At 71.1% G+C, this 20,251-nt stretch carries 21 protein-coding genes and 1 pseudogene; 11 read left to right on the top strand and 11 right to left on the bottom strand.

The features are described from left to right. Nucleotides 1-27 precede the first annotated feature (27 nt). From MCHLDSM_RS12555 to MCHLDSM_RS12540, 4 genes are read left to right on the top strand one after another with little or no spacing between them, the layout of a single operon-like run. The gene (locus MCHLDSM_RS12555) at nt 28-645 is read left to right on the top strand and encodes a peptidase M50 (protein WP_407661863.1); all 618 of its coding nucleotides are present in this window, start codon (nt 28-30) and stop codon (nt 643-645) included. 9 nt (nt 646-654) lie between these two features. Then, nucleotides 655-1,431, top strand: coding sequence for a site-2 protease family protein (locus MCHLDSM_RS12550; RefSeq protein WP_048470383.1), 777 nt, complete (start codon nt 655-657; stop codon nt 1,429-1,431). Nucleotides 1,432-1,476: 45 nt separating this feature from the next. Further along, a complete protein-coding gene (locus MCHLDSM_RS12545) occupies nt 1,477-2,382 on the top strand; it encodes a cation diffusion facilitator family transporter (protein ID WP_048470382.1) in 906 nt (301 codons plus the stop codon). Then, nucleotides 2,361-3,974, top strand: a complete 1,614-nt coding sequence (locus tag MCHLDSM_RS12540) for an FUSC family protein (protein WP_053082969.1) — start codon at nt 2,361-2,363, stop codon at nt 3,972-3,974. Before MCHLDSM_RS12545 ends, MCHLDSM_RS12540 begins: the two co-directional genes overlap by 22 nt. 1 nt (nt 3,975) lies before the next feature. Here the strand turns inward: MCHLDSM_RS12540 and MCHLDSM_RS12535 are convergent, their stop codons facing one another. After that, complete coding sequence (locus MCHLDSM_RS12535; protein ID WP_048470381.1) at nt 3,976-4,392, bottom strand: DUF3151 domain-containing protein; 417 nt, start codon at nt 4,390-4,392, stop codon at nt 3,976-3,978. 92 nt (nt 4,393-4,484) lie between these two features. On the opposite strand from MCHLDSM_RS12535, the gene MCHLDSM_RS12530 reads away from it, so the two are divergent. Next, the gene (locus MCHLDSM_RS12530; RefSeq protein WP_048470380.1) at nt 4,485-5,237 is read left to right on the top strand and encodes an Rv0361 family membrane protein; all 753 of its coding nucleotides are present in this window, start codon (nt 4,485-4,487) and stop codon (nt 5,235-5,237) included. 68 nt (nt 5,238-5,305) lie between these two features. Here MCHLDSM_RS12530 and fbaA read toward each other — a convergent pair whose 3' ends face one another. Next, the gene (gene fbaA, locus MCHLDSM_RS12525) at nt 5,306-6,343 is read right to left on the bottom strand and encodes a class II fructose-bisphosphate aldolase (RefSeq protein WP_048470379.1); all 1,038 of its coding nucleotides are present in this window, start codon (nt 6,341-6,343) and stop codon (nt 5,306-5,308) included. A gap of 51 nt (nt 6,344-6,394) precedes the next feature. Beyond that, entirely contained in the window at nt 6,395-7,408 is a 1,014-nt protein-coding gene (locus MCHLDSM_RS12520; RefSeq protein WP_048470378.1) for an alcohol dehydrogenase catalytic domain-containing protein, read from the bottom strand. On the opposite strand from MCHLDSM_RS12520, the gene MCHLDSM_RS12515 reads away from it, so the two are divergent. Further along, nucleotides 7,407-8,132 (top strand): DedA family protein, encoded by a 726-nt coding sequence (locus MCHLDSM_RS12515; RefSeq protein WP_048470377.1) that lies wholly within the window; start codon nt 7,407-7,409, stop codon nt 8,130-8,132. The two genes, MCHLDSM_RS12520 and MCHLDSM_RS12515, sit on opposite strands and share 2 nt — an antisense overlap. Here MCHLDSM_RS12515 and map read toward each other — a convergent pair. Next, nucleotides 8,089-8,859 carry a type I methionyl aminopeptidase gene (gene map / locus MCHLDSM_RS12510; protein ID WP_048470667.1) on the bottom strand — a complete coding sequence of 257 codons (771 nt, stop codon included), beginning with the start codon at nt 8,857-8,859 and terminating at the stop codon, nt 8,089-8,091. The two genes, MCHLDSM_RS12515 and map, sit on opposite strands and share 44 nt — an antisense overlap. 54 nt (nt 8,860-8,913) lie before the next feature. On the opposite strand from map, the gene MCHLDSM_RS12505 reads away from it, so the two are divergent. After that, nucleotides 8,914-9,153 carry a helix-turn-helix transcriptional regulator gene (locus MCHLDSM_RS12505; protein ID WP_048470376.1) on the top strand — a complete coding sequence of 80 codons (240 nt, stop codon included), beginning with the start codon at nt 8,914-8,916 and terminating at the stop codon, nt 9,151-9,153. Here the strand turns inward: MCHLDSM_RS12505 and MCHLDSM_RS12500 are convergent. Then, nucleotides 9,150-9,761: a TetR/AcrR family transcriptional regulator gene (locus tag MCHLDSM_RS12500; RefSeq protein WP_048470375.1), complete on the bottom strand. Its 612-nt coding sequence runs from the start codon at nt 9,759-9,761 to the stop codon at nt 9,150-9,152. The two genes, MCHLDSM_RS12505 and MCHLDSM_RS12500, sit on opposite strands and share 4 nt — an antisense overlap. 49 nt (nt 9,762-9,810) lie before the next feature. On the opposite strand from MCHLDSM_RS12500, the gene MCHLDSM_RS12495 reads away from it, so the two are divergent. After that, nucleotides 9,811-11,223: an MFS transporter gene (locus tag MCHLDSM_RS12495; RefSeq protein ID WP_048470374.1), complete on the top strand. Its 1,413-nt coding sequence runs from the start codon at nt 9,811-9,813 to the stop codon at nt 11,221-11,223. 39 nt (nt 11,224-11,262) lie between these two features. Here MCHLDSM_RS12495 and nhaA read toward each other — a convergent pair whose 3' ends face one another. Together nhaA and MCHLDSM_RS12485 are read right to left on the bottom strand one after the other, a co-directional pair. Further along, nucleotides 11,263-13,119, bottom strand: a complete 1,857-nt coding sequence (nhaA, locus tag MCHLDSM_RS12490; RefSeq protein WP_048470666.1) for a Na+/H+ antiporter NhaA — start codon at nt 13,117-13,119, stop codon at nt 11,263-11,265. Further along, on the bottom strand, nt 13,112-14,221 hold the full coding sequence (locus tag MCHLDSM_RS12485; protein ID WP_048470373.1) for a glycoside hydrolase family 76 protein: 1,110 nt from the start codon (nt 14,219-14,221) through the stop codon (nt 13,112-13,114). Before MCHLDSM_RS12485 ends, nhaA begins: the two co-directional genes overlap by 8 nt. 72 nt (nt 14,222-14,293) lie before the next feature. Here MCHLDSM_RS12485 and MCHLDSM_RS12480 point away from each other — a divergent pair, with 72 nt between their 5' ends. After that, the gene (locus MCHLDSM_RS12480; protein ID WP_231508133.1) at nt 14,294-14,830 is read left to right on the top strand and encodes a TetR/AcrR family transcriptional regulator; all 537 of its coding nucleotides are present in this window, start codon (nt 14,294-14,296) and stop codon (nt 14,828-14,830) included. Then, nucleotides 14,827-16,422 (top strand): annotated as a pseudogene (locus tag MCHLDSM_RS12475) (MFS transporter); the annotation flags it as partial. The gene MCHLDSM_RS12480 and the pseudogene MCHLDSM_RS12475, both read left to right, overlap by 4 nt. Here MCHLDSM_RS12475 and MCHLDSM_RS36005 read toward each other — a convergent pair. Genes MCHLDSM_RS36005 through ttfA form a run of 4 tightly spaced genes read right to left on the bottom strand, consistent with a single transcriptional unit; the run spans nt 16,312 to nt 19,445 of the window. After that, complete coding sequence (locus tag MCHLDSM_RS36005; protein ID WP_082168871.1) at nt 16,312-16,956, bottom strand: TrmH family RNA methyltransferase; 645 nt, start codon at nt 16,954-16,956, stop codon at nt 16,312-16,314. The pseudogene MCHLDSM_RS12475 and the gene MCHLDSM_RS36005 overlap by 111 nt on opposite strands. Beyond that, nucleotides 16,956-17,858, bottom strand: a complete 903-nt coding sequence (locus MCHLDSM_RS12460; protein ID WP_048470369.1) for a hypothetical protein — start codon at nt 17,856-17,858, stop codon at nt 16,956-16,958. Before MCHLDSM_RS12460 ends, MCHLDSM_RS36005 begins: the two co-directional genes overlap by 1 nt. After that, nucleotides 17,845-18,621, bottom strand: coding sequence for an SDR family NAD(P)-dependent oxidoreductase (locus MCHLDSM_RS12455; RefSeq protein WP_048470368.1), 777 nt, complete (start codon nt 18,619-18,621; stop codon nt 17,845-17,847). The genes MCHLDSM_RS12460 and MCHLDSM_RS12455 overlap by 14 nt, the downstream gene beginning before the upstream one ends. 14 nt (nt 18,622-18,635) lie before the next feature. After that, nucleotides 18,636-19,445, bottom strand: coding sequence for a trehalose monomycolate transport factor TtfA (gene ttfA / locus MCHLDSM_RS12450; protein ID WP_048470367.1), 810 nt, complete (start codon nt 19,443-19,445; stop codon nt 18,636-18,638). A 108-nt stretch (nt 19,446-19,553) separates the two neighbouring features. Between ttfA and MCHLDSM_RS12445 the strand changes: the two genes are divergently transcribed. Next, the gene (locus MCHLDSM_RS12445; protein ID WP_048470366.1) at nt 19,554-20,225 is read left to right on the top strand and encodes an SDR family NAD(P)-dependent oxidoreductase; all 672 of its coding nucleotides are present in this window, start codon (nt 19,554-19,556) and stop codon (nt 20,223-20,225) included. Nucleotides 20,226-20,251: the final 26 nt, after the last annotated feature.

The raw sequence follows: 20,251 nt of genomic DNA, 5'->3' as shown, positions 1-20,251 counted from the left end.
GAATGCTGTGCATAGTGTGTGCAGCCGGTGAGCTACCTTATCCGATCGCGGTCCCAGACCCCGCCCGTCGCGGTTTTGACCTTCGGCGACCGCCGCGCGCCGCGCGCGCTGCGCGACCTGCCGACCACCGGACTGGACGGCCTCACCGCCTGGCGCCGGGTCGTCGTGGTGGGCTCGTCCGCGGATCTGGCCGCCACGCTGACCGCCCTGCTGCGCGCCGACCGACTCGACGTCGAGGTGGCCCACGTCCGGCGTCCCTGGCAGGCGCGGCGTGCCCTGACGGCGCCCGCCACCCGGGTGCCGCTGATCAGGGACGAGACCGGCACCGTCGTCGTCGGAGCGGCCCACTGGCGGCCCGCCGACGGGCAGCGCACGATCCGCGGCGAGGCCGTCGTCGACGACACCGTGCTGTTCGACGGTGAGGTCCCGGCCGTGCGCATCGAGCCGACCGCGCAGCTGCCCGGCCTGCGCGCCGCCGTGCTCGCGGGCCGGTGGCGGCCCAGGCGCTGGGTGACCGGGCGGGCGGCGCAGCTCGGGACGACGGGCGCGCTGGTGATCCGCGACGGCGTGCCCGGCCCGCGGCCGCTGCGGCGCTCGACGTTCTACCGGCACACGGAGGGCTGGTTGCGCGTCGGCCGCAGGTAGCTTGGGTGAGTGAGCATCCGTCCGCTGCGCCAGTCGGTGCGGCCGAGCCCGTGGTTCCTCGCGCTGATCGCGCTGACGGCCGTCGGCGGGGTGCTCGCCTGGCTGCCGGGCGCTCAGGCGGAGCCGATGGCGTACGTCGGCGTGTTCGTGTTCGTGATCTTCGGCTGGCTGGTGTCGCTGTGTCTGCACGAGTTCGGCCACGCGTACTCGGCCTGGCGGTTCGGCGACCGTGACGTCGCCGTGCGCGGCTACCTGACACTCAACCCGCTGAAGTACTCACATCCGCTGCTGTCGCTGGGCCTGCCGATCCTGTTCATCGCGCTGGGCGGCATCGGTCTGCCCGGCGGTGCGGTCTACGTGCAGACCGGCTGGATGACGCGGCGGCAGCGCACGCTGGTCAGTCTCGCCGGCCCCGCGGTGAACCTGGTGTTCGCGGTCGTGTTGCTGACGCTGACCCGGCTGCTCTACGACCCCACGCACTCGGTGTTCTGGGCCGGGGTGGCGTTCCTCGGCTTCCTGCAGGTCACCGCGTTCCTGCTGAACATGCTGCCGATCCCGGGCCTGGACGGGTACGGCGCGCTGGAGCCGCATCTGAGCCCCGAGACGCAGCGGGCCGTGGCGCCGGCCAAGCAGTGGGGCTTCCTGATCCTGCTGCTGTTGCTGTTCGCCCCCGGCGTCAACCAGTGGTTCTTCTCGGCGGTGTACTGGCTGTTCGAGCTGTCCGGCGTGCCGTCGTACCTGTCGGCCGTGGGCGGACAGCTGACCCGGTTCTGGTCGGCCTGGTAGCAGCGCCCTTGCCACATATGCGACTTTGCGCATATATTCAGCCGCATGGGCGCGGGACACGATCACAGTCACCGGAGAGACCCTGATGCCCGTGTGTCCCGGATGGTCATCGCCGCGGGCATCCTGACGGTCTTCTTCGCGGTCGAACTGGGCACCGCGCTGGCGATCAACTCGATCGCGCTGCTGGCCGACGCCGGACACATGCTCACCGATCTGGTCGCGATGTTCATGGGCCTGACCGCGGTGCTGCTCGCCAAACGCGGCAGCACCTCGCCGTCGCGGACCTACGGCTGGCACCGCGCCGAGGTGTTCACCGCGGTCGCGAACGCGGTGCTGCTGATGGGCGTGGCCTGCTTCATCCTCTACGAGGCCGTCGAACGTCTGGGCGGCGCGCCCGAAGTGCCCGGCGTGCCGATGATCGTCGTCGCGTTGGCCGGCCTGCTCGCCAACGCCGTGGTCGTGATGCTGCTGCGGTCGCAGTCCAAGGACAGCCTCGCGGTCAAGGGCGCCTACATGGAGGTCATCGCCGACACCGTCGGCAGCATCGGCGTGCTGATCGCGGGCATCGTCACCGTCACCACGCGCTGGCCGTACGCCGACGTCGTCGTCGCCGTGTTCGTGGCGCTGTGGGTGCTGCCGCGGGCGATCGCGCTGGCCCGGGCCGCCCTGCGGATCCTCTCGGAGAGCTCGCCGAGCCACATCGACGTCGACGAGCTGCGCGCGGCGCTGTGCGCGGTGGAGGGCGTCTCCGAGGTGCACGACCTGCACGTGTGGACGCTGGTGCCGGGCAAGGACATGGTCACCGCCCACCTGACCAGCAATCGCGATTCCGCACGGGTGCTCGACGACGCCCGCGCCGTGCTCGCCGCGCGCGGACTCGACCACGCGACCGTCCAGGTCGAGCCGCCCGACGCGGCCGCCGACTGCGAGTGCGAAAGCCAGAACCGGTAGCCCCGCCACGCCTGCCGATCGCCGTACGCGCGGCGGTCAGCACCGCGATCCCGGTTCTGCTCGGCTGGGCCGCCGGCGACGTCGGAGCCGGGCTGATCGCCACCCTCGGGGCGTTCACGTCGCGCTTCGGCGTCGGCAGGCCCTACCTGAGCCGGGGCGTGCAACTCGCGGTCGTGGCGGTGGCGCTGGCCGCGGCGGTGGCCGCCGGGGCGTGGGCCGCCGACATCGCGTGGCTGGGGGTGCTGACGATCTCCGCCGTCGCGGTCGCGGCGGTGTGGCTGTGCACGGCGCTGGCCGTCGGGCCGCCCGGCGCCTACGTGTTCGTCGTCGCCTGCGCGGCCGGGGTCGGCGTCTCGGCGTCGCACCTGAGCCCCGGGCAGATCGCGCTGCTGGTGCTGGCCGGCGGCGCGATCGCCTGGCTCGTCCAGATGGTCGGCGCCGCAACGGGATTCCGGCGCCCGGAGCGCGCGGCGGTGCGAACCGCGGCCGAGGCCGTCGCCGGCTATCTCGACACGGTCGGCGAGCCCGATCAGGACAGGGCCCGCCACCGCGCCGCCACCGCGCTGCACCAGGCCTGGACGAACCTCGTCAACCATCAGCCGCTGGCCGCGCCGGCGGGCAGCGAGCTGGCCCGCCTGCGCGCCACCACCCATGCGGTGCACGTGCTGTTCGCCGACGCGATGTCCGCCGCGGCCCGCGGCGAGGCGCCCGAGCCGGGCTCGGCCGAGGTGGCCCGCGCACTGGGCGCCCGTCGGGTCGAGCCCGACACGACCGCCCACCGCGACCCCGACCGGTTACCGCTGGGTCGGCCACCGACGCGGGACCTGCTGCGGCAGGCGCTGCAGACGGGTTCGCAGACGCGCCGGGTGATGGTGCGGGTCGCACTCGGCGTGCCGCTGGCCGGCTTCGCGGCCGTCGGCCTGGGCGTCGACCGCGCGTACTGGGCGATGGCGGCCGCGGTGCTCGTGCTGCACCAGGGCACGCCGCTGTGGCGCACGCTGCGTCGCGGCGCCGAGCGGCTGGCCGGCACCTGGATCGGGCTGGGCCTGGCCGCCGCCGTCATCGTGGTGCACCCGCAGGGCTGGTTCCTGGCCGTGGTGCTCGCGCTGCTGAACTTCGCCATCGAGATGCTGGTGACGCGCAACTACCTGCTCGCCTCGGTGTTCATCACGGCGACCGCGCTGACCATCGGGACCGCCAGCCGCCACCTCGAACCGGGGCAGGTCGGACATCTGCTGCTGGCGCGCGGGCTGGACACGCTGATCGGCTGCGCGGTCGGCATGGCTGTGTACGTCGTGCTGGCCGGCCGCCAGGAGATCCGCCGGCTCGACGACGCGATCGCCCGCACCAGGGCGGCGATCGCCGCCACCGAGCCGTTCGTCGCCGCGGGCGACGCGGTCAGTCTGCCCGCCCGCGCGGCGCGGCGGGACCTGCAGCGGGCCACGCTGGACATGCTCGAGGCGCACGAGGCGGCCACCGGCGGATCGAAGGATCAGCGCGCGGCGGCCCACCGGCTGTGGCCGGACGTGGTGGCCGTCGAGCACATCTCCTACGAGACGATCGCCGCGCTGTGGGCGATCGAGACGCGGTGACTCAGGCCAGGCCGAGTTCGGCGCGGGCCGCCGGATCGCAGTCGTCGAGCAGGTCCAGGCAGCGCTGATACTCCGGGGTCTCCCCGATCGCGTCGGCGGCACGGGCCAGCGCGGCGACGCAGCGCAGGAAGCCGCGGTTGGGCTCGTGCGCATACGGCACCGGCCCGAAACCCTTCCAGCCGTTGCGGCGCAACTGGTCCAGCCCGCGGTGGTAGCCGGTCCGGGCGTAGGCGTACGCGGTGATGGCCTGGTCGTCGGCGAGGGCATCCTCGGCCAGCGCCGCCCAGGCGACCGACGCCGACGGGTGCGCCGCGGCCACGATGGCCGGGTTCTCCGCGGCGTCCAACTCGGCTTCGGCCTCGGGGTCGCCTGGCAGCAGTACCGGTTCCGGTCCGAGAAGATCGCCCATCCGAGTCATGGGCACCATTGTGCCGTGCGGGGTTACTCAGTCGTCACCGCGGATGGATAAGCTTCGGCCATAGCGCCGTCAGGGAGGACCGCAGCACTCCGATGTCGAACCCCACAGGCCCGGATCAGCCGGACCAGCCCACCGATTCCGACCACGAGCCCGCCACCGAGGTCTTCGCGCCCGCCGACCCCGCCGAGCAGGATCCGTCGGCACAGCCCCAGGGCGAGCGTCGCTACACGGCGCCGTCCGGATTCGACGCGGGTTCCACCCAGATCATCAACCGCCCCACCGAACCGGCCACCGAGGTGTTCGGCACCGGTGGCCACGCCGAGACCGAAGCCTTCCCGGTGCAGCCCGTCGCGCCGCAGAAGATCCCGCCGCGCGGTGACGCGCCGAAGCCGCCCGGCAAGAAACGCAGCTGGGGCTGGGTGATCGCGATCGTGCTGGTGATCGCGGCGCTGGCCGCCATCGCCATCGTCGGCACCATCCTGCTGACCCGCGGGTCGTCATCATCGGCGTCGCAGGAGGACCGGGTCCGCGAGACGATCCAGAACTTCGACGTCGCCGTGCAGAACGGGGACCTGGCGACGCTGCGCAGCATCACCTGCGGCAGCACCCGTGACAGCTACGTCAGCTACAACGACAAGTCCTGGGAGCAGACCCACTCCCGGGTCGCCGCGGCCAAGCAGTACCCCGTCGTCGCCAGCATCGACCAGGTCGTGGTCAACGGCGACCACGCCGAGGCCAACGTCACCACATTCATGGCCTCCGCGCCGCAGACCCGGTCGACGCGCAGCTTCGACCTGGAGTTCGTCGACGACCAGTGGAAGATCTGCCAGGCCGCCAGCAGCTAGCCCGCGGTATCTGATTGCCGGCTTCTCTTCGTTCAGCCGGCGGTATCTGATTGCCGGCTTCTCTTCGTTCAGCCGGCGGTGACGCTGCGGCCCGCGCTGTGCAGGTCGTTGCACGCCTCGACCACCCGCTCCGCCATGCCGGCCTCGGCCTTCTTGAAGTAGCTGCGGGGGTCGTACACCTTCTTGTTGCCGACCTCGCCGTCGACCTTGAGCACGCCGTCGTAGTTGGTGAACATGTGGCCGACGATCGGGCGGGTGAACGCGTACTGGGTGTCGGTGTCGACGTTCATCTTCACCACGCCGTACTTCAGTGAATCCTCGATCTCCGACTTCAGGGAGCCCGAGCCGCCGTGGAAGACGAAGTCGAACGGCTTGGACCCCTCGGGCAGACCGAGCTTGGCCGACGCCACCTTCTGGCCCTCGGCCAGCACCTCGGGCCGCAGCTTGACGTTGCCCGGCTTGTAGACGCCGTGCACGTTGCCGAACGTCGCGGCGAGCAGGTACTTGCCGTGCTCGCCGGCGCCGAGCGCGGCGATGGTCTTCTCGAAGTCCTCGGGCGTGGTGTAGAGCTTGTCGTTGATCTCGGCCTCGACGCCGTCCTCCTCGCCGCCGACCACGCCGATCTCGATCTCCAGGATGATCTTCGCTGCCGCGGCCTGCTTGAGCAGCTCCTGCGCGATCGACAGGTTCTCGTCGATCGGCACCGCCGACCCGTCCCACATGTGCGACTGGAACAGCGGGTTCTGCCCCTTGGCGACGCGGTCGGCCGAGATCGCCAGCAGCGGCCGCACGTAGGTGTCGAGCTTGTCCTTCGGGCAGTGGTCGGTGTGCAGCGCGACGGTGATGTCGTACTTTGCGGCGACCACGTGTGCGAACTCGGCGAGTGCGACCGCGCCGGTGACCATCTCCTTCACGCCAAGGCCGGACGCGAATTCCGCTCCGCCGGTGGAGAATTGGATGATGCCGTCGGATCCGGCGTCGGCGAAGCCCTTGATCGCGGCGTTCACGCTCTCCGAGCCGACGCAGTTGATCGCCGGGAAGGCGAAGGAATGCTCCTTGGCCCGGCCGAGCATCTCGGCATAGACCTCCGGCGTGGCGATGGGCATGGCACTTCCTCTCGGCTGGGGTGGTTGGAGTATCTCAGGAACGCGGTGCGCTCACACGGTCAGAACCATCCGGTAGCGGGCACGCCCGGAGTCCATCGCGTCGAAAGCTTCGGCGGCCTCGGCCAGCGGCCGTTCCTCGACCATCGCCCGCACCCCGCTCAGCAGCGCGAAGTGCAGCGTCTCCTCGACGTCGCGCGACGTTCCGGACGGGTGCCCGCTCACCGAGAGCCCGGCGTTGATCAGGTCGAGGGGGCTGATCGGCAGGTTCTCCGGCGTGACGCCGACGGCGACCAGTTCACCGGTCGGGCCCAGCCCGGCCACGGTGGCCGCCATGGCGGCGGCGTTGTTGGCGGTGGCCAGTACCACCGCGGCGCCGCCGAGCTTCTGCAGTTCCGCCGCGACGTCCTGTTCGGTCGAGTCGATGTAGTGGTGCGCACCGAGCTTCTTGGCCTCCTCGGCCTTCCCGGTGCCCCGCGCGATGGCCACCGTCTCGAAGCCCATCGCCCGGGAGAACTGCACACCGAGGTGCCCGAGGCCGCCGACCCCGAGGATCGCGACCAGGTCACCGGCCTTGGCCCGGGTCTGGCGCAGCCCGTTGAACGTCGTCACCCCCGCACAGCCCATCGGGGCGGCCTCGACGAACGACAGCCCGTCGGGGATGCGCGCCAGCGCGGTGGCCGGCGCGACCACCGACTCGGCGTAACCACCGGGGTAGTGCCAGCTCGGCACCTCCATCCGCTCGCACTGCATGAACAGCCCCTTGCGGCAGGGGATGCAGCGGGTGCAGTTGCCGCCGAACCAACCGATCGCGACCCGGTCCCCGGCCGCGAAGTCCTCCACCCCGTCGCCGACCTCGGCAACGGTGCCGGCGATCTCGTGGCCGAGCGTCAGCGGCCACTGCAGTCCGGGGAAGTGTCCGGCGTGGAACTCGCGGTCGGTGCCACAGACGCCGCACGCCGCGACGTCGATGCGGACATGGCCCGCGGACGGAGAGGGGGTGTCGACCTCGACCAGGGTCAGCGGTGCGTCAGCTTCGGCGACATGGACGGCCTTGTGGGTGGGCATGCCTCACTGTAGAGCGCCGGTACCCTTGAGACCCGTGGTCGTCGACACTCTCGCTCTGATGCCCGACTTTCTGGACCCGATCAACCTGATCGGCTACTTCGGCACCTGGGCGCTCGTCGGCATCCTCGTCGTCGTCTTCGTCGAATCCGGTGTGCTGTTCCCGATCCTGCCCGGCGACACCCTGCTGTTCGTGGCGGGCATGCTGGCGGCGGGCACGGCGGCCCGCGCCGACGCCGTCGATGCGAACTTCCACCTCTGGCAGCTGCTGGTGTTCATCCCCGTCGCGGCGATCCTCGGCGGGCAGGTCGGGTACTGGATCGGGCGCAGCCTGGGCACCGCGATGTTCAAGCCGAACGCGCGCGTGCTCAAGCAGCGCTACCTCGACGAAGCGCACCTGTTCTTCGAGCAACGCGGGCCGTTCGCGATCGTGATCGCCCGGTTCGTGCCGATCGTGCGCACGCTCGCGCCGCTCACCGCGGGCGCGGCGCGCATGAGCTACGGCCTGTTCACCGCGTTCAACGTGCTCGGCGCCGTGCTCTGGGGCGTCGGGCTGGTGCTCATGGGCTACGGGCTCGGCCAGTTCGAGGTGGTGCAGAAGCTCCTCGAGCCGATCTTCATCCTGATCGCCGTCGCGTCGATCACGCCGATGATCTGGGAGTGGTACAAGCGCCGCAAGGCCGCTAAGCAGGCCGGCCCGTCAGCACCAGAGCCGCACCATCCGTGACCGCGATCGTGTGCTCGCTGTGCGCGGTGCGTGACCCGTCGGCCGAGCGGATCGTCCACCCGTCGCGGTCGTAGACGATCCTCTTCGTGCCCTGGGCGAGCCACGGCTCGAGTGCCAGGGTCAGTCCCGGCTTGAGCTCCATGCCGCGCCCGGCGCGCCCGACATTCGGCACGTGCGGGTCCTCGTGCATCGTGCGGCCCAGCCCGTGGCCGCCGAAGTCGGTGTTGACCGGATAGCCGTAGGCGGCGGCCACCGCGCCGATCGCCGCGGAGATGTCGCCGAGCCGCCCTCCGGGTCGCGCGGCGGCGATCCCGGCCGCCAGCGCCTGTTCGGTCGCCTCGATGATCCGCTCATCCTCGGCGCGCGGTGTGCCGACGATGATGCTGCGCGCCGAATCGGCGACCCACCCGTCGATCGAGACGGCGATGTCCATGCTGAGCAGGTCCCCGTCGCGCAGCACGTAGTCGTGCGGCAGACCGTGCAGCACCGCGTCGTTGACCGACAGGCAGATGACGTTGCGGAACGGTCCGCGGCCGAACGACGGCGCGTAGTCCCAGTAGCAGGACTGCGCCCCCCGCTCGGCGATCAGGTCGCGCGCGCGCTGCTCGAGGTCCAGCAGGTTGACCCCGACCGCGGCGCGCTGCGCCAGGTCCTCGAGCAACTCGGCGATGAACGCGCCGGTGACCCGCATGGCCTCGACCTCCGCCGCTGTCTTCAACTCGACCACGAGCACACGCCCTTTCGTTGACCGGTATAGAAATACCAGTCTATCCTCGGCCGCATGGTCCGATCCCCCCTGACACCGCAGCAGCGCGCGGCGGGCCGCCGGCTCGGCGCCTACCTGCGTGACGCGCGCGGCGAACGCAAGGCCGCCGACGTCGCCCACGCCGCCTCGATCTCCCCGGAGACGCTGCGCAAGATCGAGACCGGCCGACTCTCCACCCCCGCGTTCACCACGGTGGCGGCGCTGGCGGCGGTGCTGGAGATCCGCCTCGACGAGCTCGCCCGCATCTGCCGCTAAGAGTGTTCGAGCCCGTCCTGCAGCGCATCGAAGAGCCGGCCGAGTCGTCGGCGATGGTCCTCGACGACGGGATCCGGTGACCCCTCGGCGATGACCTGCTGCGCGGTGGCGGTCAGGATCGTGGAGTATCCGGCGATGACGAGGGCCGCGAACAGCGCCGCGTCGGCACTGAATTCCGGGTCCGCGTCGAGCGCATCGCGCAGCGCCTGCACGAGTTCGGCCGCGATCTCCCGCAGCCGGGCGATCAGCACCGGGGATCCCGCGACGGTCCGATAGAACGGGATCGATCCCTCCTTGATGCCCGACAGCGCGTGCCGTTCGTCGACGAGCCGGAACGCCACGTCACGCAGCGACGTCAACACGGGGACGCCCGCCCCCCGGTCGCGCACCGCGCTGCGCAGGATCGCGACGGCGTCCTCGACGCGGTCGAAGAGCAGATCCTCCTTACGCGGGAAGTGCTTGAACACCGTGACGCTCGAGACCCCGGCCTCCTTGGCGACCTGGGCGACCGTCACCTCGTCGAAGCCGCGATCGAGAAACATCCGGGTCGCGACATCCGAGATCTTCCGACGGGTCAGCGGGCCACCTCGCTCCGACGTCCTGGGCATTCCACCTCACTATGTTGACTCACTTAGTTTAGTCACTTAGTTTAGTGACATGACGACTTCGAGCATTGTCTCTCCTCACTCGCTCACCCAGGCCTGGCCCGCCCTTTTGGGCCTGTCGGCCGTGTTCCTTTTCGAGATGCTCGACAACTCGATCCTGACCGTCGCGCTGCCCACGATCGGCCGCGACCTGCAAGCCTCCACCACCGCACTGCAGTGGGTGACGGGCGCCTACGCCGTTGTGTTCGGCGCGCTGATGCTCGCGCTCGGGGCCGTCGCCGATCGTGTCGGCCGGCGTCGTGTGATGCTGCTCGGTCTCGCGCTGCTCGCCGCCGCGAGCCTGGCGACCGCGTTCGTCACGACAGCCGAGCAACTCGTCGCCGTACGCGTGCTGACCGGCGTCGCGGCGGCGATGACGACACCGGGCGCGATGGCGCTGGCCTTTCGGCTGTTCGACGACGACACCCTCCGCATGCGTGCGATCACGCTGATCTCGACCGTGGGGCTGGTCGGTCTCGCGATCGGCCCGACGCTCGGCGGGTTCGTCGTCGAGGTCGCGCCGTGGCAGGTGCTGCTGCTGGTCAACGTTCCGATCGCGCTGCTCGCGATCGCCGGCGTGCGGTTCGGCATCGCGGCCGACCGTCCCGAGGATCTGCATCGTGATCCGGTGGACGTCGCAGGGGGCGTTCTGGGCACGGCCGCCATCGCGTGCGCGCTGGTCGCGCCGACGCTGTTCGTCGGGGACGGCGCAGGAACGTGGCTGCCGCGGGCGACGGCAGCTGTGGCGGCGGCCGGATGCGTGGCGTTCGTCGTCCGAGAGCGAACCGCACGGTTTCCGTTGATCTCTTCACAGCTCGTGGCACACCCGCTGGTGGCGAGCGGGCTGGCATTCAAGGCCGCATCCGGGCTCGCGATCGCGGGGCTCGGCTATCTGGTCACGCTGCAGCTCCAGCTCGATTGGGGCTGGCCCCCGGCGCTCGCCGCGATCGGGATGCTTCCGCAGGTCGCGGTGCTCATCGCGGGCAGCTTCGTCGTCAACCCGTTCGTCAGGCGGGTCGGGCCGGAACGCGCCGCCTGGCTCAGCGCATCGGCGGTCGTGCTCGGGCTCGCGGTCTACGCCGTGCTGGGCCGCTTCGGCTATCCGTGGGTCGCGGCGGCCCTCGCGCTCGTCGCGGCAGGCCTGCGCGTCGTGGGGGTCGTCGCCGCGGTCAACGTCTTGCGCGGGCTTCCCGAGAACCGGACCACGATCGGCACGGCCCTGGTCGACACCTCCAGCGAGGTGACGTCCGGCGTCGGCATCGCTGTCAGCGGGACGATTCTCGCTGCGATGTTCTCCGGCACCATCACCGCCGCGCACTGGACCGTGGCCCAGACGACACAGTTCCGCGAGGCAGTCACCGCCGCAGGGCTCGTGCTGACCGCGATCGCCGCGGCACTCGTCGCGTTCGGAATCGCCCGGAACTGATGGTGCCAGTCGCGAACTCGACGGTGGACATCCCGTCGCTCACAACCGCGCGGTCCGGGACTCCTCGAGCGCGCGGATGAGGCTCGCGGCATCCCACGGACCGCGGTGCCGCTTGCCGTTGACGAACAGCGTCGGCGTCGCGTTGAGATCCATCGCCTCGGCGTCCTCGGCGTCGTCGGTGACCCGGTGCAGCACCTTCGACGAGTGGATGCGCACGTCGGCGTCGAAGCGTTCGATGTCGCAGCCCGCGGCCACGGCGTACCGGTAGATGTCGGACCACTCGAGGTCGTCCTGGTGGGCGAACAGTTCGTGCGCCATCTCCCAGAACCTGCCCTGCAGCGCCGCGGCCTCACTGGCCCGGGCGGCGTCGAACGCCCGCGGATGGGACCGCTCGAGCGGGAAATGCCGCCACACATAGAGCAATTCGTCGCCGAAGTGCGCCCGCACCTCGTCGATCGAGCCGGTCGCCCGGCTGCAGAACGGGCACTCGAAGTCGCCGTACTCCACCAGGGTCAGGGGTGCGTCGGGCCGGCCGCGCGCATGGTCGCGCTCCACATCGATCGGACGGAGCAGATGCAGGCCGACGGGCTCGGGCGGGCTCAGCCAGTCGGTGATCCGGAAGATCGCCCAGCCGAACACGAACGCGAGCACCGAGGCCGCCAGCACGCCGATGCGGGCCTGATCCTGCCGGCCGGGATCGGTGATCGCGATGTCGACGATGAACAGTGAGATCGTGAACCCGATGCCCGACAGCGCGGCACCACCCATGATCCGGCGCAGCGTCAGGCCCGGCGCCAGCACGCCCAGCCCGGTGCGGCGCATGAACCACGTCGCGCCCGTGATGCCGATGAACTTGCCGATCACCAGGCCCGCCACGATGCCCCACGTCAGCGGGGAGCGCAGCGCAGCGCCGATGCTCTGCCCGTCGAGCCGCACCCCGGCGTTAACCAAGGCGAACAGCGGCAGGATGCCGAACGACACGATCGGCCCGACCGTCGTCTGCAGCCGTTCGTTGATCGAGATCGATTCCTGCAGTGAGCGACTCGCCGCCCGCGCGTACTGGGAGTTGGGCGACTGCCGGAACGCGCGGATCTGCTCGACCGCCCGCTCCACCGGGCGCCGCTCCGGGGTGAACACCGGGATCAGCAGCGCCACCGCGACACCGGCCAGCGTCGGGTGCACCCCGCCCAGGTACAACGCGATCCACAGCCCGACCCCGAGCACCGCGTAGGCGGGCCCGCGCGCCTTGGGCAGGAACCGGACCAGGGCCAGTGCGACGAGCAGCACCACCGCCACCACCAACGGCGCGATGCTGATGTCGTCGGAGTAGAACAGCGCGATCACGCACAGTGCGCCGACGTCGTCGACGACGGCCAGGGTCAGCAGGAACAGCCGCACCCGCGCGGGGAACACCGGCTTGATGATCGCCAGGGCCCCCACCAGGAACGCGGTGTCGGTGGAGATCACCACGCCCCATGCCTGGGCGTCCTCCCCCGACGGGTTGAAGGCCAGGAACACCACGGCCGGCAGCACCAGCCCGGCGATCGCCGCGACCACCGGCACCGCGGCGCGGGACCGGTCGGTCAGCTCGCCGATCGTGAACTCGCGCGTCACCTCGAGACCGACGATGAAGAAGAAGAACGTCATCAGCGCGTCGTTGACGAGGTGTTGGATCGACATCGCGGCGTGGTGCTCGCCGAGGCTGAGTCCGACCTCGGTCTCGAGCAACGTCGAATAGGCGTGCGCCCACGGCGAATTCGCCCACAGGATGGCGATCAGGGTGAACGTCAGCAGCAGTGCCGCGGCGGTGTTGTCGGAGGTCTTGTTCGTAGTGCTGCCGCGGCTCAGCCGCGAGGGCCGCAGCGGGAATCCGCGCTGGGTGGCCGGTTCAGTCACGGTCACCGGCGACGGTGTGGGCGGCTTCCATCACCATCCAGCCTGCCAGTTGGACCGACAGATCGCGCTCCGGGATCTCGGACGAATTCACCGCACCCTCGACGAACTGCGCGTCCTGGGTGCCCGCCGTCGGCACCTGGGCGTCGCGCTCCCAGAACGCGCTGAACAGCGGCAGATCCTCGACCGTCGCCCGGTTGTCCCACGCCGCCTGCGCCGAGGACAGCACCAATGATCCGGCGGTGGCGCGGGCCGTCTCGTCCTCGGGCCCGCCGGCGGGCAAGGCGGTGGCCACCAGCGCCAGGTAGCGCGCCAGGATGCCGTGGAACAGGCCGCCGTCACCGCCGCCCGCACCCTTGAGCACGCCGTCGGTGGCCATGTGCTCGGCGACCGCGGCCACCAGGCGGTGCACCCGTTCGGCGTGGCGGGGATCCTCGGTGCGCACCGCGAGCTCCGTTTCGAGCCCGAGCACCACCCCCTGGCAGTAGGTGTACTGGGCGCGCACCAGCGAACCGCCCTTGATCCCGTCGAACACCAGGTGCGTCTCGGGGTCGATCAGGGTCTCGTCGATCCAGTCGGCCATCTGCTGCGCGCGGCGCAACCGCCCCTCGGTGCGGGCCAGGAAGATGCCCGCGGGGCCGTTGGCCGGGGCGTTGAAGAACTGGTCCTGCTTGCGCCACGGGATGCCGCCGCCGTCCTCGGGCACCCAGGAGGTGAGGAATTGGTCGGCGAGGATGTCGAGCGCCTTGGGCCGTTCCACCCCGGCGAGCCGGCCCGCCCGCTCGAGTGCGAGCGCGAGCCACGCCATGTCGTCGTAGTAGTCGTTGGTCCACCGGCCGACGTTGCGCAGCCGGTGCCCGCGGACCTGGCGGGTGATCCTTTCGAGCCGCTCGGGCTGCGGGTCCCGCACCTGCGCGTCGACCAGGTTGTCCAGCAGATGGGCCTGCCACCAGTAGTGCCACGTCCCGAAGCGGCGCTGCTTGCCCGCCGCCGGCCACGCTACGACGCCGAGCTGGGTGCCCGGCAGTCCCCAGAGCTTGCGGAGGTGCCGGGTGGTGATCGCGGCTTCGGCGCTGGCCGCGCGGTTGGCCCACATCTGATCCATGCGTCGATCCTGCCTCACCCCGCCCCGCGAAGCCATGAGACAAATATGTCTCATATGAGCTACAGTCGTCTCATGTCCACTCGCGACGATCTGCTGCGCGCGGCGGCCGACTACCTCGGCCGCCGGCCGAATGCGACGCAGGACGAGATCGCGGCGGCCGTCGGCGTCAGCCGCGCGACGCTGCACCGGCACTTCTCGGGCCGCGTCGCGCTGATGGCGGCACTCGAGGAACTCGCCATCGCCGAGATGGGCACGGTCATCGCCGCCGCCCGGCTGCAGGAGGACAGCGCCGCCGAGGCGCTGCGCCGGCTCGTCACGACCTGCGAACCGGTGTCGGCGTGGCTGGCCCTGCTGTACAGCCAGAGCCAGGAGGACCCGGCCGCGTGCCTCGAGGTGTGGGAGGAGATCGACGGCGCGATCACCGAGCTCTTCCTGCGGGGGCAGCGGGCAGGCGAGTTCCGGCCCGACCTGCCCGCGGCGTGGCTGACCGAGGCGTTCTACAGCCTGGTCACCGCGACCGACTGGTCGATCCGCGTGGGCCGCGTCGCCGCCCGCGACTTCGGCCGCATCATCACCGACCTTCTTCTGAACGGAGTACGACCCTCATGACCCGCCGTTGGTTCGCTCTCGGCGTCCTCACCCTCGCCGTCCTGCTCATCGGCGTCGACGGCACCGTGCTGGCGCTCGCGACACCCTTCATCAGCGAGGACCTCGGCGCCACCGGCACGCAGATCCTCTGGATCGGCGACATCTACTCGTTCGTGCTGGCCGCGCTGCTGATCAGCATGGGCAGCCTCGGCGACCGCATCGGCCACAAGAAGCTGTTGCTCTGCGGCGCAACGGCTTTCGCCGCGTTCTCGGTGATCACCGCCTACTCGACGAGCCCGCAGATGCTCATCGGCACGCGCGCACTGCTCGGCATGGCCGGCGCGACGCTGGCCCCGGCCACACTCGCCCTGATCCGCGGGATCTTCATCGACCAGCGGCAGCGCAGCATCGCCGTCGGTATCTGGGCCTCGACGTTCTCGGCCGGCGCCGCGCTGGGCCCCGTGGTCGGCGGCGTGCTGCTCGAGCACTTCTGGTGGGGATCGGTGTTCCTGATCAACATCCCGGTGATGGTGGTCCTCGTCGCCGGCGGCATCGTGCTGCTGCCCGAGCACCGCGATCCGCGGCCGGGACCGTGGGATCTGCCCAGCGTCGCGTTGTCGATGGTCGGCATGATCGGCGTGGTCTACGCGATCAAGGAGGGCTTCGCCGGCCTGAGCCACGGCATCGGTGGCGACGTGCTGATCGCCGGGGTGCTCGGCGCCGCCGCGCTGACGCTGTTCGTGCGGCGGCAGCTGCGGCTGCCGCATCCGCTGATCGACGTGCGGCTTTTCGCCAACCCGCGATTCTCCGGCGTCGTCGCCGCCAACCTGCTGTCGGTGCTCGGCCTGTCCGGGCTCGTGTTCTTCCTGTCCCAGTACTTCCAGCTGGTGCACGGCTACGGGCCGCTGAAAGCCGGGCTCGCCGAACTGCCCGCCGCCGTGACGGCGACGGTGTTCGGCGTGATCGCCGGCCTGCTGGTGCGCCGACTCTCCCACCGCCTGGTGCTGACCGTCGGCCTGGCGCTGGTGGGCGCCGCGATGGCCGCGATGATGGTCTCGCTGCTGGTGTTCACCCCCATCGCTCCGTACCCGCCGCTCGGGGTGTCGCTGTTCGTCGTCGGCGTCGGGCTGGGCCTGGCGTTCACGGTCGCGAGCGACGTGATCCTCGCCAGCGTGCCCAAGGAACGGGCCGGTGCGGCCGCGGCCGTGTCGGAGACGGCCTACGAGCTGGGCATGGCGCTGGGCATCGCGCTGCTGGGCTCGATCGTCACCGCGGTCTACCGCACCGTCGTCGTCGCGCCCGGTATCCCCGGACCGGCGGCCGAGGAGGCGCGGGACTCATTGGCGAGCGCGGTGCGCGCCGCCGAGACCCTGCCCCCTGCGCAGGCCGACGGTCTGCTCGACGCGGCGCGGACCGCGTTCACGCACGGGCTGTCGGTCGCCTCCGGGGTGGGCGCGCTGCTGCTGCTCGTCTCGGCGGTCGGGGTCTGGATCCTGCTCAGGTCACCAGGCCCGGCCGAGGTCGGCGTGCTGGCGGATCCAGGTGTGCATGGCGATCCCCGCGGCGACCGCCGCGTTGATGCTCCGGGTGGAGCCGAACTGCGCGATGGACACCGTCAGTGCGGCGCCGGCGCGCGCGTCGTCGGTGATGCCGGGGCCCTCCTGGCCGAAGACCAGTAACGCCTCGCGGGGCAGCGTCACCTCCTCGATCCGGGCGGCGCCGGGCACGTTGTCGACCGCCACCACGGTCAGCCCCTCCCGGGCCGCGGCGTCGAGCAGCGCCGCGGTGCTGTCATGGTGGCGCAGCCGCTGGTAGCGGTCGGTGACCATGGCGCCGCGGCGGTTCCACCGCCGTCGCCCCACGATGTGCACGGTGTGCACGGCGAAGGCGTTGGCGGTGCGCACCACGCCACCGATGTTGGCGTCGTTGCCGAAGTTCTCGATCGCGATGTGCAGCGGGTGCCTGCGCTCGTCGATGTCGGCGATGATCGCCTCGCGCGTCCAGTACCGGTAGGCGTCGACGACGTTGCGGGTGTCGCCGTCCCGCAACAACTCCGGGTCGTAGCGGGCGTCGTCGGGCGGCGGGCCCGGCCACGGCCCCACGCCCGGGCTCTCCCCCCACTCGGTGGGGCCGGGCTCGTCGGTCATCAGCGCGTCCACAGCGCGGCGTGGGTACCCACCACCGACACCGTGGCGTACAGCAGCGCCTGGTTGATCTCGCCCTGCGTGCACAGCGACGCCCGGACCTGCACGCCCTCCCGCGACGCCTCGGGCAGCACCAGCAGCGAGGCGCCGTAGACGCTGCACGCGTGGCTGAGTCCGCGGCCCGGCAGCGTCGGCGCGGCCAGCACCATCAGCGGACCGCCCCGCGCGGCGGAGTCGTCGCGGTAGCGCGCAGCCAGCCCGCTGATGTCGAGCCCGATCAGCATGTAGCCCTTGCCCGAGAAGGCCTCGGGATCGCCCAGCGCGGTCGGGTCCAGCGCGGTGCCGTCGGCGCGGAACGCGTCCAGGCTGGTGGCCTTGATGCTCAGCCCAGTGTCGTTGGCGTTGATCTGCGGCAGGCCGATCGGGAAGGCCGCCGGGTAGGCGATCGTCGTGCCCGGCATCCGGTCGCGGGGCGAATAGGCGTACACCCCGCGCACCTGCGACTGGTCCCGGAACGGGCCGATGCACACGGTGCCCGACATCCGGTCCGGCGTCGGGGCCGAAAGAGGTTGCAGCGCAAGGGTTGTGACGTCTTCGCAGCCGCCGATCGCGTTGGCCTCGACGGGGTGGTCGAGCGCGCCGTAGAGACCGAAGCGGATGTCCTCGGGCTTCGCGTGCGCGCCACCCTGCTGCGACGGCGAGGCGTCGATGTCGACGAGCACGTAGTCGGCGTCGAACCGCAGGTTGGCCACCGACATGTTCCACCCGAGCGTGGCCAGCGATTCGCCGATCGTCGCGGTCGCCGCCGAGTACACGTCGTCGTCTGCGGGGTCATCCGAGCAGGAGGTGGCGGTCAGCACGAGCGCCAGCAGGATCGCGATCAGCCGGGTCTCAGGTCCGACCACGGCCCTTGCCCACGACTCGGGTCAGCGCGCGCACGACGTTGCGCGGCACCAGGCGCCCGCCGGTGGTCAGCGCCTTGTACTGCAGGCCGGGGATGATGACGACCCGGCCCTTCGCCATGTCGGCCATCGTCTCGCGCACCACGTCGTCGACGTCGAGCCACAGGAACGACGCGGTCCCGGCCATGTCGATGCCGGCGCGTTCGTGGAACTCGGTGCGCACGAACCCCGGACACAGCGCGTGCACACCCACACCGGTGCCGCCCAGCCCGTTGGCCAACCCCTCGGAGAACGACACCACCCACGCCTTGGACGCCGAGTACGTGGAGCCGCGCCCGGGCAGCAGGCCCGCGACGCTGGCCACGTTGAGCACCGTGCCCTCGCCGGCGGCCAGCATGGCGGGCAGCGCGGCGTGGGTGAGCGCCATGACGGCGGTGACGTTCACGTCGAGCTGGGACTGCAGTTGTTCGTAGGGCGCCGACCAGAATTCGCCCGCGGTGCCGAAGCCCGCGTTGTTGACCAGCACCCGCACCCCGGCGCGCAGCCGCTCGGCGACGGTCTCCCGGTCGGCGGACTCGGAGAGGTCCGCGCGGATCACCTCGACCCGGGTGCCCTGTTGGTCGCGCAGTTCGGCGGCGAGGCGCTCCAGCCGGGTGACGTCACGGGCCACCAGCACCAGGTCGTACCCGTCGACGGCGTAGCGGCGCGCGAAGCCTTCACCGATCCCGGACGTCGGTCCGGTGATCAGAGCGACGGGGCGGGACATGCCCCAGAGAATACTTATCGCTGATAGTTCGGCGATTGCCGCCCGTTGCGGGGTGCCGGCGGGACCGGCTGGGCCGGGGGCTGGGGACGACGCTGCGGGCTGTGCCGGCCGGCGTCGGGCGGGGGCGGCGCGTCACCGCGATGGGCCGGCGCCGGGGTGAGCGGTCGGCTCGGCGAGCCGCTGCGCCGGGCGACGGGCTGCCCGGTGGCCGCCGACGGCACCGGCGGCAGCACCCGCAGCAGGTCGTTGAACTGGCGCACGGTGCGCAGCCCCTCGTCCCACTGGGCGCGAGTGCTGGTGACGGGCATGCTGATGAGCGTCCAGTTCTGCTCGTTCCACATGATCTCGGCGCAGTCCGGCGCGGTGTGGGCGAACGTCACCATCCGGCGGTCGCAGGCGCGACGAGCGGCGTCGAGGTTGGTGGAGTAGACCATCCGCGGGCCGATCGCGCCGAGCAGCCAGATGTCGCTCTCGCGCGGCTCCTTGATGCCCTTGAGACGCATGTCGACCACGACGTTCGTGCCGACCTTGCGGTGCAGCGCGATCACGGTGGCGACGTCTTCGAGGTCGAAGATGAACACCGCCTCGCCGCGGATCTGTCCGAGCACCACGTTCTTGGCGGTCACGTTGCCGACGGTGGACATCACGCCGCGCTTCCAGCGCGACAGAATGTCCGCCGATTCCTGTTCGTAGTCGAATCCGTGCGACTTCGCCCACGACTTACGGCGCCGGCCCAGACCGCGGCGGCGGTCGTGGTCGACGTACAGAAGTACCGCCGCACCCACGAAGCAGAGTGCGGACAGCGTGAACCAGAGCGGAACCATTGCGTTCAGAGTATCCGCTTCCGACGGTCCGGTCCGAATCCGAATGGGTCACAACCCGGTCACCTTCTCCGGGATCTCCCGTCGGCGCTGGCCACGCATACTGACCGGATGACCGACTTGTCCGGTAAGGCCTACCTCGTCTTCGGGGCCAGTGGGGCGCTCGGATCGCGGATCGCGCGGAAGCTGGCGGACCGCGGTGCGGACCTGACGGTGACCGGCCGCTCGGCCGACGCGTTGGCCGGGATCGGCGACGCCCATACGGTGACCGCCGATCTGCGCGACCCGGACGCCGGGCGGACGGTCGTCGAGGCGGCCCGGGAGAAGCACGGCAGGCTCGACGGTGTCGTGATCGCCGCGGGGGTGGTCGCGTTCGGCCCGCTCACCGACATCGACGACGACACCGTCGACGACCTCGTGCTGATCGACTTCCTGGCGCCGCTGCGAGTGCTGCGCGCGGCCCTGCCGGTGCTCGAGCCGGGCGGGGTGATCCTCAACGTCAGCGCGGTCGTCGCCGAGAAGCCGCTGCCGAACATGGCGGTGTACTCGGCGGTCAAGGCGGCGACGGCGGCGCTGTTCACCGCCGCGCGCACCGAGGCCCGGCGCCGCAAGATCCGCGTCGTCGACGTGCGGCCACCGCACACCGAGACGGGCCTCGCGGGCCGGGCCATCGCCGGTGACCCGCCCCGCCTGCCGACGGGGCTGGATCCCGACGCGGTGGCCGAACGCATCGTCGCGGCGCTGCTCGGCACCGAGACCGAGCTGGCCAGCACCGACTTCTGACGCCGAGCAGACACAAACTCGCGCGC

The sequence above is a fragment of the Mycolicibacterium chlorophenolicum genome, from assembly GCF_001044235.1.
GTDB classification, from domain to species: domain Bacteria; phylum Actinomycetota; class Actinomycetes; order Mycobacteriales; family Mycobacteriaceae; genus Mycobacterium; species Mycobacterium chlorophenolicum.
Note: the sequence above shows the minus strand (reverse complement) of the source record. Positions and strands in the feature narration are given on the sequence as shown.